This is a genomic window from Clostridium sp. C8-1-8, from assembly GCF_009928445.1.
In the GTDB taxonomy this organism is placed as follows: Bacteria; Bacillota; Clostridia; order Clostridiales; family Clostridiaceae; genus Clostridium_AR.
This window is the reverse complement of sequence record NZ_JAABNO010000001.1, coordinates 84,548-98,994: the sequence shown is the minus strand read 5'-3', so window position 1 is coordinate 98,994 and position 14,447 is coordinate 84,548. Positions and strand designations below refer to the sequence as shown.

General features: G+C 33.1%; 9 protein-coding genes, 1 pseudogene and 1 riboswitch. Of the genes and pseudogenes, 4 read left to right on the top strand and 6 right to left on the bottom strand.

Features of this window, described 5'->3' with window-relative positions:
- Nucleotides 1-27: 27 nt before the first annotated feature.
- Together GXK57_RS00410 and GXK57_RS00405 are read right to left on the bottom strand one after the other, a co-directional pair.
- Nucleotides 28-951: a HAMP domain-containing sensor histidine kinase gene (locus tag GXK57_RS00410; RefSeq protein WP_160669794.1), complete on the bottom strand. Its 924-nt coding sequence runs from the start codon at nucleotides 949-951 to the stop codon at nucleotides 28-30.
- Nucleotides 948-1,646, bottom strand: coding sequence for a response regulator transcription factor (locus GXK57_RS00405; RefSeq protein ID WP_160669791.1), 699 nt, complete (start codon nucleotides 1,644-1,646; stop codon nucleotides 948-950). Before GXK57_RS00405 ends, GXK57_RS00410 begins: the two co-directional genes overlap by 4 nt.
- Nucleotides 1,647-1,848: 202 nt before the next feature.
- Here GXK57_RS00405 and GXK57_RS00400 point away from each other — a divergent pair, with 202 nt between their 5' ends.
- Nucleotides 1,849-2,616: a carbonic anhydrase gene (locus tag GXK57_RS00400; protein ID WP_279285469.1), complete on the top strand. Its 768-nt coding sequence runs from the start codon at nucleotides 1,849-1,851 to the stop codon at nucleotides 2,614-2,616.
- A gap of 116 nt (nucleotides 2,617-2,732) precedes the next feature.
- On the opposite strand, the gene GXK57_RS00395 is transcribed toward GXK57_RS00400, so the two are convergent.
- The 3 genes from GXK57_RS00395 to GXK57_RS00385 form a co-directional block, all read right to left on the bottom strand.
- On the bottom strand, nucleotides 2,733-3,062 hold the full coding sequence (locus tag GXK57_RS00395) for a DUF6054 family protein (protein ID WP_160669788.1): 330 nt from the start codon (nucleotides 3,060-3,062) through the stop codon (nucleotides 2,733-2,735).
- Between the two features lie 234 nt (nucleotides 3,063-3,296).
- The gene (locus GXK57_RS00390) at nucleotides 3,297-3,668 is read right to left on the bottom strand and encodes a DUF1304 domain-containing protein (RefSeq protein ID WP_243156337.1); all 372 of its coding nucleotides are present in this window, start codon (nucleotides 3,666-3,668) and stop codon (nucleotides 3,297-3,299) included.
- 13 nt (nucleotides 3,669-3,681) lie between these two features.
- A complete protein-coding gene (locus GXK57_RS00385; RefSeq protein ID WP_160669785.1) occupies nucleotides 3,682-4,431 on the bottom strand; it encodes an MBL fold metallo-hydrolase in 750 nt (249 codons plus the stop codon).
- An 893-nt stretch (nucleotides 4,432-5,324) separates the two neighbouring features.
- On the opposite strand from GXK57_RS00385, the pseudogene GXK57_RS26480 reads away from it, so the two are divergent.
- Both GXK57_RS26480 and GXK57_RS26475 read left to right on the top strand, forming a co-directional pair.
- Nucleotides 5,325-6,359 (top strand): annotated as a pseudogene (locus GXK57_RS26480) (glycoside hydrolase family 5 protein); the annotation flags it as partial.
- Complete coding sequence (locus GXK57_RS26475) at nucleotides 6,351-7,037, top strand: X2-like carbohydrate binding domain-containing protein (RefSeq protein ID WP_347709075.1); 687 nt, start codon at nucleotides 6,351-6,353, stop codon at nucleotides 7,035-7,037. The pseudogene GXK57_RS26480 and the gene GXK57_RS26475, both read left to right, overlap by 9 nt.
- 175 nt (nucleotides 7,038-7,212) lie before the next feature.
- Here the strand turns inward: GXK57_RS26475 and GXK57_RS00375 are convergent, their stop codons facing one another.
- The gene (locus GXK57_RS00375; protein WP_160669782.1) at nucleotides 7,213-13,275 is read right to left on the bottom strand and encodes a SpaA isopeptide-forming pilin-related protein; all 6,063 of its coding nucleotides are present in this window, start codon (nucleotides 13,273-13,275) and stop codon (nucleotides 7,213-7,215) included.
- 51 nt (nucleotides 13,276-13,326) lie between these two features.
- A riboswitch (cyclic di-GMP riboswitch) is annotated at nucleotides 13,327-13,409 on the bottom strand.
- Between the two features lie 389 nt (nucleotides 13,410-13,798).
- On the opposite strand from GXK57_RS00375, the gene GXK57_RS00370 reads away from it, so the two are divergent.
- Nucleotides 13,799-14,344 carry a histidine phosphatase family protein gene (locus tag GXK57_RS00370; RefSeq protein WP_160669779.1) on the top strand — a complete coding sequence of 182 codons (546 nt, stop codon included), beginning with the start codon at nucleotides 13,799-13,801 and terminating at the stop codon, nucleotides 14,342-14,344.
- Nucleotides 14,345-14,447 lie beyond the last annotated feature (103 nt).

Genomic DNA, 14,447 nt, shown 5'->3' with positions numbered 1-14,447 from the left:
AATCCTTAACTGCCATTGACACAATCCTTACATGTTTCTTAACTGTTTATTTAGAACAATCTTAAACTCAGTTTTTTCATAAGGCTCGCTTTTAACCTCAATGGTTCCACCATGCTTTTCCACTATCTTTTTTACTATGGTTAAACCTAGTCCACTTCCCTTTACCTTGCTATTTCTTGATTTATCTACAGTATATAGTCTTTTGAAAATATAGGGCAGTTCCTCTTCTGATATTCCAATGCCCTTATCCCAAATAGTTAATTCCACTTGATTTTTGACTTCTTGTAAGCCTACTCCTAATACTTTGCCAGTATCCCCGTACTTGATAGCATTTGATACAAGATTATGTATAACTCTATAAATAGAACCTTCATCTGCTTCTATAAATATTTCTTTCTCTCCAATATTCAGCTCAAGCTCAAGATTCTTAGCCTCTAGATCCTTTAAAAAGGAAAGGATAGCCCTTCTTACAACCTCTGTTATATTAATCATAGAAGGCTTTAACACGATATCTCCAGAATCAAACTTTGAAAGCACGAAGAACTCTTCAATTAAGTTTTTTAAAAACTCTCCTTTTTCACTTATAACCTCCAAGTACTCTTCTCTATCAGCTTCACTCAAGGTCTTGTCAGTTTTAAGCATCTCTATATATCCTAAGATAGCAGTTAAAGGGGTTCTAAAATCATGTGATATATTAGAAATCATCTTTTTTCTATCTTCTTCATACTGTCTTTTTAACAAATCTATTTTCTGAAACTCATCTATAAGTTTATTCAAATTGACAATGAGCTTTTTGACTATCTTATTATTTCCTTTCACTCTTACTCTTTCATAAAAGCTTCCTCTTATGACGTTTTCTATACTAGCAGTTATACTTTTCAGCTTCATATGCTGAAGCAAAATTATCAATAATAAACCTACTATTATAAGAACTAATATTATATAAATCATTCTAACTTACCTAACCTATAGCCAATGCCCCAAACAGTTTCAATATACTTAGGTTCATTAGGATTGTCCTCAATTTTATTTCTTAACCTTCTTATATGAACCATAACAGTATTGTCATCTCCCAAATATTCTTCTCCCCATACGCTATTAAATATTTGAGCTTTTGTAAAAACCTTGTTTGGATGCTCAAAAAACAACTTAAGAAGTTCATATTCCTTCGCCCTGAGAGTAATACACTGTCCATTTTTACTTACAGTGTAGTTATCCAAATCAAAGCATATTTCACCATATTGTATATTATTGCTACTAGTATTGCTTGAGCTGTAATACATATATCTTCTAAGCTGAGCCTTTACTCTTGCGGTTAGTTCAGCCAAAGAAAAAGGCTTAACAAGATAATCATCTGCTCCTAAGCCTAGACCTATGACCCTATCACTTTCTTCAATCTTTGCAGATACTACTATAATTGGTACAGTGCTTTCCATTCTTATTCTTCTCATAACTTCCATTCCATCAAGCTTAGGAAGCATAATATCAAGTATTATAAGTTTGTAATCATCTTGACTCCAGAGCCTTAATCCTTCTTCACCATCCAAAGCACAGGAAATGCTATAGCCTTCTTTACTTAAAGCCTTTCTTACCATATCACTTATGGTACTATCATCTTCTATAACTAAAATTTTAGTAATTTCCATTTATCATCACATCCCATAAAATTAATTTTATCTTTAAATGGAATTAAGTTCAATATTGGATATATGATTACACTTACTATTACTAATTTCATTAAAATTATTTAAACAACTCTGGTCTACAAAAATTCTCCTAGGATAAAATCCTTAACCATAAGAGAAAATATTAAGGATTTATAAAATCTATAACTAGGAGGTTTAACTAATGAATAAAAGCAATCTTCGTAACATAACAATGATTACTTCTAAGTTCCTTATTGCGGCTTTATTATTGACTGGCTGCTCAAGTACCGGTACATCCAATAATCAAGCTACAGATAACACAAACAAAGCAACCACTGAAACAAAGACAACTCAAACTCAGATGTACACAAGATCAGAGACCGTAACCATAGATCAGGCAAAACAGCTCTTGATAGATGGAAATAAAAGATATGTGGATAATAAAATATTAGGCCATGATATCACTAACACAAGACGTAAAAACCTATCAACAAATGGTCAAAAACCTTTTGCAGTAATTTTGAGCTGTTCAGACTCTAGAGTTCCTCCAGAATTAGTATTTGATCAAGGACTTGGCGATGTATTTATAGTAAGAAATGCTGGTAATGTTATCGATCCAATTGCTCTAGGAAGCATAGAGTATGGTGCTGAACACCTAGGAGCACCCTTAATAGTAGTACTAGGACATGAAAAGTGCGGCGCAGTAAAAGCTGCTATGGAAGGTGGTACTTATTCCGATAATATCACTGCAATAATAAATCAAATAAAACCATCCTACGATAAGGTAAAGGCAAACAATAAAAATGCTGATGACATGTACAACTTAACCATAGATGAAAATGTAAGAAACTCTATGAGCTTAATAAATAAGAGTACAGTAATACAAAAATTACTAACTGAGAAGAAGATAAATATAATTGGTGGAAAATATCACATGGATACAGGAGAAGTTACTTTCGATATCCAGTAGTATTGCCCAAGAAATAACTTTATTATGAAATGATGCATCTATATAAAATAAGGTTTTACTGCAATAATAATGTATCAGCAGCAAAACCTTATTTTTAGACTAACTTTATTAATTTGCTATTTAATAATATAACTTTCTAATATATGCTCAACACTACCTGCAAAGCTATCTGCAGCTCCCCAGTCAAAATTGAAAAACATCCCTTGTGAGCTTCCTGTAGCTACGGCTCTGACTTCTGTAGTGCCTTTAAAATCATCTATCATTACAACTAAAGCTGCTCTATTGCTTGTTCTCATATAGTACTTTTCATAAATTAAAGTTCCTGTGGAAAGTCCATTTTCCAGTTTGGTAAACTCTTCATATACCAAATCTGCATTTTCGTGATTCTTTATTAAATCATAAGCTTTTTGTGGAGTGATACTAACTTTAAAACTAGCTATACTCATATAAAACTCTCCCTTAATAATTTATAATAACTGTATTTTTATGCCTCTAATCATATCACATTATATATACGCTAAGCTTATAAACCATTATTCTTAAGGTAATATTTATATTTCATATCATAAAAGCCATGCATCATAAAGAACACTCTTTATGTATATGCATGACTTTCATAATGCTTAGAATTTTTAGTTGTTATTAAAAAATTCATCAAGCAAATATCATTAAATCTATAATTACAGGCTGGCTATTAGTGCAATCATAGCAAGTATCGCCAAACCACCTTGTTTTATTATTATCTTTTTATTTGATGTAATAGCACCATATATAGCTGCTACAATGACACAGCCTAAAAAGAAAGCTCTTAAAGGAGTGACCATAACCTCTGGAGCAAAAAAGCTCCAAAATAAACCTGCTGCTAAGAAACCATTATATAGTCCTTGATTGGCAAATAAAACTTGCACTTCTTTTCTTTCCAATAGCTTACTATCTACACCAAAGGTTCTTTTAGCCGTTGCTGACTTTACAAAAAACATTTCTAGCAGCATTATGAAAACATGTTCTGCTGCTACTAAGAAAACTAAAATTGCTAGTAAAATCTGTATCATATGATAATCCTTCTTATAATTTCATAATCTTTTTTTCTTGTAAGTTTACAAGAGCTTCTGGAGTATGAGTAGAAAGATATACAGTAGGTTTGTTAGCAATAAATTCCCTTACCTTTTCAAGGGTAATTTTTGCAGCCTCTTTGTCTTCAAATACTACTGATAATTGATTTTCTACTAGTGCAGCATCAGTATAAGTCACATCTCCGTGAAGCATATAGAATAGTCCTTCATTTTCAACTACTACAATACTATTTCCAGTAGTATGACCTGGAGCAGGTATCAAATATACACCTTCTGCTATTTTCTCACTACTATCAAAATTATGGTATGCTCCATCTTTAAATTGTGCTCTAACAATATTTTCTCCATTTAGTTTTAAAGCATCCGCTTCTGCTGGAGAAAGATATATTTTAGCATTAGGGAAGCTTCTTAATTCACCTGAATGATCTGGATGCTTATGAGTTAACAATATTTTTGTTACTTGTTCTGGCTTATATCCTAAAGAACCAAGAGCGGATAAGTAATCTTCAATCTTATGTCCTTGATAAATCTTTTGTCCTTCTCTAGGTGGCATATCTGGAGTTTCTGCTGGAACTCCTGTATCAACCAATATAACTTCTTTTCCTGTATCTATAACAAAGTTTTGAAGACTTGATGGGTATCTCTTACTTAAATCAAGTGTGCTCTTATCAGCACTTCCTCCAAAGGCAAAATCTTGTGTCATAAATCCACCTTCGTACAATCTAACCGCTTTAATCTCCATAGCTATTAATTCCTCCTATAATGTATAAACAATTAAATATAATTTTATTTAATGACTATATTAAATAATATATTTTACAATTTAATTGTATACAATTTATATTCACTTGTCAATATATTCATAATAATTTTCTATTTTATGTAACTTAAGGAGCTTACTTATAAATATACCATTGGTTTATAATGTGTTATCACTATTTTACCACACTTATTTTACTATGAAGTTAATATATCTCTAACAAATAAACACTTATCATGCTTTAATCTAATAAACTTCCTTATTTTTTTATATTAAAATTGATTTTTTATATATAAATAAATCTATAAAGTACTTATAATTTAGATGTAATGCATTACATTAAATGTAAAACTCGCAATTATTTCACTTCAATATTATCTTTTAATCGTACTAATAAACTTGGATTATTCTAATCAACTAAGAACCTAAAATAACCCCAATATTAAGCAAAAGAAAGCAATAGATTTAGAAATACTATTTTATAAAACTTAATAGATATATGCCTTAAACTATTTAAAACACACCAATAGCTCTTATATATGGAGAAGCTACTTTTCGTAATAAAAAACTTGTTTCCAAACGTTGTTCAAATTAAGTAATTATGAAAAGCTTCAATATGCTACTTTAACAGCACTTTAATAAATTAACCTTATTTGCTATTGGTATATCTATATAAGGCATGGTTTTTAATTAAGATTTTAGAGCTTCTAACTGAATTATTAATTCATACCTGTTGGAAGGACCCCTGGTGGGGAGACTTTTTAGCAAATATAAATTAAATTTGTATATAGAAACTCTTTAGTTAAGATGGGCAAGTTTAATAAATATTACTTTGTATTTTAAGTACTTAAGGGTAGAAAGGGTGGATTTTATTCATGAAAAAAACTAAAAGATTACTCATGGTGTTTACTGCTTGTGCAATAGCGTTTTCCACAGCTTTGGTTAAGACGGAGCCAGTAAAAGCAGCTACATTAAAATGCAACACTAAGACAATATCTCAAAAATACTCAGAGGCTATGGAACCAGGTTGGAATCTTGGTAATAGCTTTGACTCAGTAGGTAGTACAGGTGAAACCTCCTGGGGTAACCCAGTAGTCACAAAGAAACTTATCAAAGAAGTAAAAAAGCAAGGCTTTAAAAGCATTCGTATACCTTTTACAGTGTATGGACGTGTTGGAGCAGCTCCTAGCTATACAATAGATCCTACATTTTTGAATCGCTACACCCAAGTAGTGGATTGGGCTCTTGATGAAGGTTTATATGTAATGATAAATCTACATCACGATTCATGGTAGTGGGCAAATTATATAAATGCAGATGATGATAATGGAGTATCTATGGCAGAATATAAGGCTGTCTGGGCTCAATTGGCGGATCATTTCAAGAAGTATCCTTCTAAGCTTTGCTTTGAATCAATAAATGAACCTTCTTTTAAAAACCACAATGGAGATGTAAGCACTGAGGTGCAAATGCAAAGACTTTCAGCAGTAAATACTGAGTTCCGTAGCATTGTTAGAAATTCAGGTGGTAAGAATCAAAGCCGTATGCTTGTTTTACCTACTCTAAATACAAATAATAGCGATGATAGGTGCGATTCACTTTACAATACTATTGCAGGCTTTAAGGATCCAAACATCATGGCTACCTTCCACTATTACGGATACTGGCCATTCAGCGTAAACATAGCTGGAACAACAGCCTTTGACAGTACAACAACTTCAGATCTTACTAGCTCCTTTGATAGGGCATATAATCACTTTACTGCAAAAGGTATTGGTGTAGTTACTGGAGAGTATGGACTACTTGCCTTTGATAGTTCTTCTAGTGCAATAGAACATGGTGAACTATTAAAGTACTTTGAGTATATAAACTACTATGCAAAAAGCAAAGGTATATCCCTTATGCTTTGGGACAACGGTAACTTGTTCAATAGAAATACTTACAGCTGGAACGACCCAGCTTTATACAACATGCTAAAATCCTCTTGGGATGAAAGAAGCTCTTATTCCCAATCAGATATGATATTTGTAAAAGCTGAAGACAGCTCTAAAGATATAACTATGAACTTAACCTTAAACGGTAATACTTTAAAATCAATCTATAACGGAAAAGATAAGTTATCCTTAGGTAAAGATTATACCTACTCAAATAGTGTTGTAACTCTAAAAGGAAGCTATGTAAATAAGTTTATAAATGGCAGTTATGGCACAAAGACTGCCTTAACCTTGAAATTCTCTAAAGGTGAACCTTGGAATGTGAGCATAAACTACTATAAAACACCAGAATTAAGCCAAACCACTGGAACTACCTCTAACTTCAATATCCCTGTAGCTTTTAACGGCTCAAAACTTTCTACCCTAGAGGCAGTATATGCAGATGGAAGCGGTGCTGGTCCACAAGGATGGACTACCTACAAGCAATATAGTGATGCCTATGTTCCTAATTACAGTACTAACCAACTAACTCTTACACCTAACTTCTTCAACTATTGTAACGATGGTGTGATAACTTTAAAACTACACTTCCAAAGTGGAGAAGTTTTACAATATAGCATTGTTAAGACTGGTACTACCGTTAAATCAAATTAAGATATTTACTTTTTAAATCTGTAAAGTAAGTTCTTGACCTAGTAATGGTTAATTATCGCTTTTTTCAAAAATGTGCATACTGACAGTTACCCCCTATTAGTATAGCAACAATTTTATTAGATATAAGAAAAACCACTAATGTTATTTCCATTAGTGGTTTTTTTCTACCTGTTTTTTAATATCTTTTACTTATAGTTACTTTTCCAAACAATTTTAAGCCAATACCTAATACTATTAACAATAAAGCCATAATAGTAATAAATGTATCATCTATAACTGCTCCAGTTGTAGGAAGTACTTGAACCTCTTGTTCATCCTTAATAATGAAGCTTTGAGTATTTGAAGTACTTACCTGAACCTTCTGAACTGAAGTATTTATGATATATCCTTTAGGTGCTTTGGTCTCCTTTATAGTATATGTTCCATAATCTACAGCTTCGAATCTTGCAATTCCATTGCTGCCAGTTACTTGGGTTGATATAGCTTTTCCATTACTATCGTATAAAGTAAATTCAGCTCCTTGAAGTACCTTACCGCTTATATCAGTCTTTTTAACTTCTATTGTTGCCTTTATTCTAGCATTCTTTACTTCATATGAATAAGTGTATCCGTTACTTTCCACTGAGGTTTCTATATCATCACTTGAAGCAATATAACCTTCAGGGACTTTTGTTTCTTTTACAGAGTATTTTCCATAATCTAAATCCTTGAATAATACTACTCCATCTTCCATAGATACTGCAGTCTGAAGCGCTTTGCCAGATTCATCGTATAAAGTAAATACTGCTCCTTGAAGAGGTCTTCCAGCTTGATCAAGCTTATTAATCTTAATAGATCCCTTTATTTTGGTATCAGTAATAGTTCCTGCATCATAAACCTTTCCACTTTCAGTTCCATTAACCTCAACCACTGTTTCTTCAGCTGAAATATTATAACCTTGAGGTGCTTTAGTTTCCTTTAATGTATACTTTCCATATTCTACATCAGTAAATATAGCAGTTCCATTCTCTTCAGTTACAATACTCTTAACAGCCTTTCCACTAAGATCGTACAAAGTAAACTCTGCATCTTTAAGTGTTTTACCATCTTCACTAAGCTTTTTAATTTGAACATTGCCAGTAACCTTAGTATCTGCTATAGCTCCAGCATCATAAGTACCACCTTTTCCTGTTCCATCTACATTAACAGAGACTACCTTATCAGATATATTATATCCTTGAGGCGCTTTAGTTTCCTTAACAGTATATTTTCCATAATCCAATGTTTCGAACCTTACAAGTCCATTACTGTCACTTACCTTGGCTGCTATTGCATTTCCACTGTTGTCATATATAGTAAACTCTGCTCCTTGAAGAGCATTTCCACTTATATCTGTTTTCTTAATCTCAACTGTGCCTTTAATCCTATTATTTTTAACTTCATATGAATAAGTATATCCGTTTTGTTCAATTGAAGCTTCTATAATATCTTTTAATCCTATATAGCCTTCAGGCACCTTTGTTTCTTTTATAGAGTACTTTCCATAAACTAAATCCTTGAACAATACAATTCCATCTTCCATGGATACTGCCGTCTGTATGGCTTTTCCTGATTCATCATATACAGTAAACTCTGCCCCCTTAAGTGGCTTTCCATCTTGGTCAAGCTTTTTAATCTGTATTGATCCTCTTATTTTAGTATCTGTAATATCTCCAGCATCATAGGTTTTTCCACTTTCAGTTCCATTAACTTCAACTGATATTAACTTATCTGAAATATTATAACCTTTTGGCGCCCTTGTTTCTCTTACAGCATACTTGCCATATTCTACTCCAGTAAATCTAGAGATTCCATCACTGTCAGTTACTGAGCTCTGAACCACCTTGCCATTAGCATCGTACAAAGTAACTTCTGTATCAGAAAGATAATTTCCATCTTCACCTTTCTTCTCAACAAGCACAGTTCCTTTGACTTTCTCATCAGAAAAGCTAGATGTTATTATAACTCCATTTTCCTTTATGCTGAAGCTGTGTTTATCTGTATTCAGAAGATATCCTCGTGGTGCATTAGTCTCTACAAAATAATAATCACCATAACTTAAATTATCGAATTGTACAGTTCCGTCTAATCCAGTTACACCTTCTAAACCACTTCCTACTGCCTTTCCATCACTAGTATATACAGTAATGGTAGCTCCAGGTACTGGTGCTGATGTTGAAATATCAGTCTTAGTTATTTTAATACCACCCTTTATTCTGGTATCAGAAATAGTATCCTTAAGTATCACTCCATTTTCCTTAATAGTGAATGGGTGCTTATCCGTATTAAGTAGATAACCCTCTGGAGCTTTTGTTTCCAAGAAATAATAGTCACCATATGCTAAATTATCAAACTCCACTGTTCCATCTAATCCAGTTACACCTTCTACTCCACTGCCTACTACCTTCCCATCGCTGGTATATACAGTTATTGTTGCTCCAGGTAATGGAATTGAAGTAGATACATCACTTTTAGTTATCTTAATACCGCCTGTTATTCTTGTATCTGAAATAGTATCCTTTATTATTACACCATTATTTTTGATGCTAAACGGATGCTTATCTTCATTTAATAGGTATCCCTCTGGTGCTTTTGTTTCCATGAAGTAATAATCACCGTAACTTAAATTATCGAACTCCACAGTTCCATCTGCCCCAGTTACACCTTCTACTCCACTGCCTACAGCTTTTCCATCACTAGTGTATAAAGCAATCGTTGCTCCAGGCACTGGCTTAGAGGTTGCTTCATCAGTCTTAGTTATTTTTATTCCTCCGATTATTCTTGTATCAGAGAGAGTATCCTTAAGCACCACTCCATTATCCTTAATACTGAATGGATGTTTATCCGTATTAAGTAAGTATCCCTCTGGTGCTTTTGTTTCTAAGAAATAGTAGTCTCCATATACTAAGTTATCAAACTCTACCGTTCCATCTGTTGCTGTTATTCCTTCAGTACCAGTACCTACAGGTGTTCCATCACTGTTATATACAGTAATTGTTGCCCCAGGAACTGGACTTGAGGTAGCTGCATCTACCTTTGTTATTTTTATTCCTCCCCTAATTCTTATATTAGATATAGAATTAGGATTAACTGTAACTACAGTATTCTGGTAATCACCACTGAAGGTAGCTGTTAAAATATCAGTAGATAAAGTATATCCATTAGGTGATTTTGTTTCTTTTATCTTGTAAGTGCCATAATCAATATTGGTAAACTGCACTTTACCATCCTTATCGCTTACAGCTGTAATACCTTTTCCATCAGAATCTAAAATCGGGGTAACTCCATCATTTTGATATAGGGCAAATTCTGCGCCTAAAAGCCCTTTGCCATCTTCTCCGTTTTTAGTAAACTGTATGTTTCCTTTTATCTTTGTATCCTTAAAACTATATGCAATATCCCTCTGCCCTGTGGCATCATGTACCTGGAACGTGTGTGCTTCATCATTTAAAGTATAACCTGTTGGTGGAGTAATTTCTTTTAATGTATAGTTTACATCATACTTAAGAGCTTTAAATAAAGCAGTTCCATCTGGGCCTGTAGGTGCAGAAGTAGCCTTAACATTTCCGTACTGGTCAATTAACTGAAAGACTGCGCCTGATAACTTCTTCGAAGTATCATTAGCGTCTACCTTAACAACATTAATACTTCCACTTACACCAGTTCCCCAAGCACTTCCACTGGCATACCACACTCCATTTTGATTTGTAGAAGATGTCTGATCTGTGTCTGTACTTTTAAATTCAACTGTATTTGAATAGTTACCAGCCGCAGATACATCAGTTGTAAATTTAAGAATATATGGCTTATATGCTGCATTATCTGGGAATGTAAAACCAAATTCTCTAGTAGTAGGATCATACTTTACATTTGCGCCAGTTAGAGGTACCTTAGCACCTGCAGTAAGAGTACCATTAGCATTAACAGTAGCTTCATATAATTCCACTGTATCAGTGTTAAGCGAAAGTCCATTTTGTAATTTATCAGTTATGGTTGCATTACTCATATAAATATTGAAATTAGAATTAACATTAAGTGTCCAATCAATATAGGAGTTACCATAAACATATGAAGGTGTCTTGTTAATAACTGTATTATTAACTGTTTGTGAGCCTGTACTGCTTCTATTTCCGTCTGTTGGTATCTCATCTCCAGCGATAGATGCAGTATTACTTAATGTCTTCACTCCATTGGTATTAAAAATACTCAAATCTATAATCTTTGTTTTAAAGCTTATATTATAAGTATTGTTTATTGTATTGCTACTGCCAGTTGGAAATGTGTAGGTAAGTACTCCAGTCTTTTGGGAATCACCATCTACTTGTGTATACTTAAATCCATCTGCAGAAGCGCTATTGTCTATAGTTGCAGAGCCACTAACATATACTTGTCCAGCAGGTATATAATCAGTTATTACTGCATTGGTTATAGGCATCTTATTCTTATTTATCCTTATATTCCAGGTTATTTCCCTAGTAGCATAATTATAACCTGCTCCGGTTTTGTTTATTATCTCACTGTTTACAGGTTGAGTTGCTGAGGTTGTCTGATTTATGTCCGCACTAGTAAGGGTAACACTATTATTAAAATTACCACTGTAACTTGCCTTATAAACCTTAGGGTCAGTTACCTTAGTCTGAAAAGTTATAGTATGTGTATCAGAAAAAGCACTAGAAAATGTATAGGTAAAGGTTCCTGTTTTTGTTGTGTCTGAACTTGTTGCAGCAGTATATCCACTGTCATCTAGCGCTGTACCATCGAGCTTGCCGGAGCCAGCAACATAAACTTGTCCTATAGGAATGTTATCAGTAACTTTTGCGCCAGCTGCAACGGCAGTCTGATTGTTATTAACAATTATCCTCCATGTAATAATACCTGTTGAAGGATTATAACCTGCACCTTGTTTCTGAATAATATTAGGTGTAAACCCAACAGCTCTACTAGAGTATGTACCATTTAAAACCCCATCTCCAGATAGAAAAGCAGTATTGTTGTAGCTTTTATAGTTATTAGAGTTATAAACTGCTGAGTCAACATTTGTTGAAAATGTAATAGTATGAACGCTGCTTATATTTTTAAGATTATATCTAAAATTTTGACCAGAAATGGTATAATCAGTCCCTGGGGCTCCATCTACTTTGATAGTTGATGTATCAATAGTTAGCCCTGCTGGGATAGCATCTGTAACAACAGCATTATTAATTGTTCTTCCACTTTGATTTACTTTTATGGTCCAACTTATTCTTTTGTTTGCTGTTTCGTAAGATCCGTCTTTACTTATATATTTTACTGTCACAGGAATAGTTACAGTATTTGAGGTTAAGCTTTTCGGATTTCCACTAGAATCATAATTTAACGTAGCAGCATTTGTATAATTGTAAGTTCCCTGAGCCTTAGCTGCCAAATCATTGTGTATGCTTGTCTTAAATGTTATAACTTGCTGGGTTGTTATTTCCCCCATATTTATGGTTAGCTTCCTGCTGGTATTGTCGTAAGAATAGCCTGTTCCAGAAACGGCCGCTGTACCGTTTATATTAACAGACCCATCTACAAATACTTGTCCACTGTTTATATTATCAGTAACTACTGTATTACTAAGCTTTACTCCCTCTTTATTTACTGTTATTGTCCATGTAACCTCATCATTTGTCGAATTATAAACTCCACTCTTTACAATAGTTGGATCAGGTTGTTGAAAATTGAAAGGGCCTTCAGTAACAACTCCTAACCCAGGTACAGTAAAATCAATTTTAACAGGGTTAGCATTTCCTATTTGACTTTGGTTAAAGTGGCAGTCTAATGAAAAACCACCAAGTACATCTGAGTGTCCACTAGGATAAGAAGTAAATGTAATTTTAGTCTTCCCATTAGTATCCACATGTATATTGGCAACTACACTCCCATCCTTTGGGTTAATCATTGGTTGATCTATAGCTGTTGCTATTTTTATCTCATTAGGTAACTGCATAGTGTAATAATCACCTGCATTTACAGTTTGGTCATTAGGAATAGACCATGTGTAATTAATATGTATTTCTGAATTTTTACTGATATTGCTACCTAATTCCTTTCCGTTTATATCGGTTATTTTTACATCAGTAATAAGCGGAAAAGCTCCTGTAATATCTCGAGTAGCTGCCTTTACATTATTTACAGGTACAATCATCTGTAGTATAAAGATGATTACCACTACAAAGCTCAAAAATCTTTTTTTGTTCATCTTCTCACTTCCTTTAAATTAAATTTGGATAATAAAAAAACCGACCTAACTTTTACGTTTGGTCGGTTGCACTACTAGCTCGCTATATACAAAGTGCCCAAATAAGCATATAGGTCGTTACTACCAATAAAATTTTATATAAGTTATAACATATCATCCATTAATTAATAACTATTGTTATAAAAAATAGGTTTCTACTTAATAGATGATTTATAAACACTATTTTATATAATAGAACTATACATTGTCAACAATATCCAATGTACTTTTCTATAAAATTACATATTTTTTCATATCTCTTACTTAATTTTTATAATAGAAATATGTTTTTAAGTGGGAATGGAACTTGCATGCTAGATAGTGTTTTGAAATTTATTTCAAATACAATTCTGTTAAGCCAATATAGGTAAGCATGTACTATATGTTATAATTATCCTGTAACCACTACATAGTGCAAATAAGCATAAATTGTTGATTATTTATATTAGTTACCATGGGACATAAAGATATATGGAGGTAAAATATGCAAGTTATTATGATTAGACATGGTCAATACGACTCCTCATTTTGCGAAGAACAAAATATAAATGGACATGGTATAGATTTAGCGCCACTTTCTTTAAATGGCATTGAGCAAGCAAAATTAGTAGCAAAAAACCCCATTCTTAAAGATGCCCAAATCATTTTATCATCGCCAATTACAAGGGCTCTGCAAACTGCTTCCTATGTTGCTACTGAAACAAAGCTTGATATACTGGTTGAGGTGGAACTAAGAGAATGGCAGCCTGACTTGACTTATCAAAAAGCAACAAAGTCAAATATTCATATTGCTTATGAAGATTATTTGGCTCATAATGGGATTTATCCTCAAAATGAGCCGAAAAATTGGGAAACGGCAAAAATGGTTTTTTGCCGAGCGTACAACTGCTTAAAGAATTATAATGATAAGTATAGCAAAATAATTGTCGTAGCTCATGGTGAGTTAATGCGCCAATTCAAAGCAACTGAATTAATGCCGTATTGTGGGATAATTGAGTTTGAGTTTAATGAAATTTCATTTAAAGAATGATGTGAAAAATAAACATAACCTACCCCAAACTTAATACACAATTCTTATTTAACCTCTAATCACAGTTGCCATTTTAAAAATATAGTTGATATCAATTGTTATA

Coding starts and splice junctions, on each gene's coding strand:
- GXK57_RS00395 (WP_160669788.1), bottom strand. CDS start 3,062: ATGAGTATAGCTAGTTTTAAAGTTAGTATCACTCCACAAAAAGCTTAT.
- GXK57_RS00370 (WP_160669779.1), top strand. CDS start 13,799: ATGCAAGTTATTATGATTAGACATGGTCAATACGACTCCTCATTTTGC.
- GXK57_RS00410 (WP_160669794.1), bottom strand. CDS start 951: ATGATTTATATAATATTAGTTCTTATAATAGTAGGTTTATTATTGATA.
- GXK57_RS00405 (WP_160669791.1), bottom strand. CDS start 1,646: ATGGAAATTACTAAAATTTTAGTTATAGAAGATGATAGTACCATAAGT.
- GXK57_RS26475 (WP_347709075.1), top strand. CDS start 6,351: ATGCTTTGGGACAACGGTAACTTGTTCAATAGAAATACTTACAGCTGG.
- GXK57_RS00375 (WP_160669782.1), bottom strand. CDS start 13,275: ATGAACAAAAAAAGATTTTTGAGCTTTGTAGTGGTAATCATCTTTATA.
- GXK57_RS00385 (WP_160669785.1), bottom strand. CDS start 4,431: ATGGAGATTAAAGCGGTTAGATTGTACGAAGGTGGATTTATGACACAA.
- GXK57_RS00390 (WP_243156337.1), bottom strand. CDS start 3,668: ATGATACAGATTTTACTAGCAATTTTAGTTTTCTTAGTAGCAGCAGAA.
- GXK57_RS00400 (WP_279285469.1), top strand. CDS start 1,849: ATGAATAAAAGCAATCTTCGTAACATAACAATGATTACTTCTAAGTTC.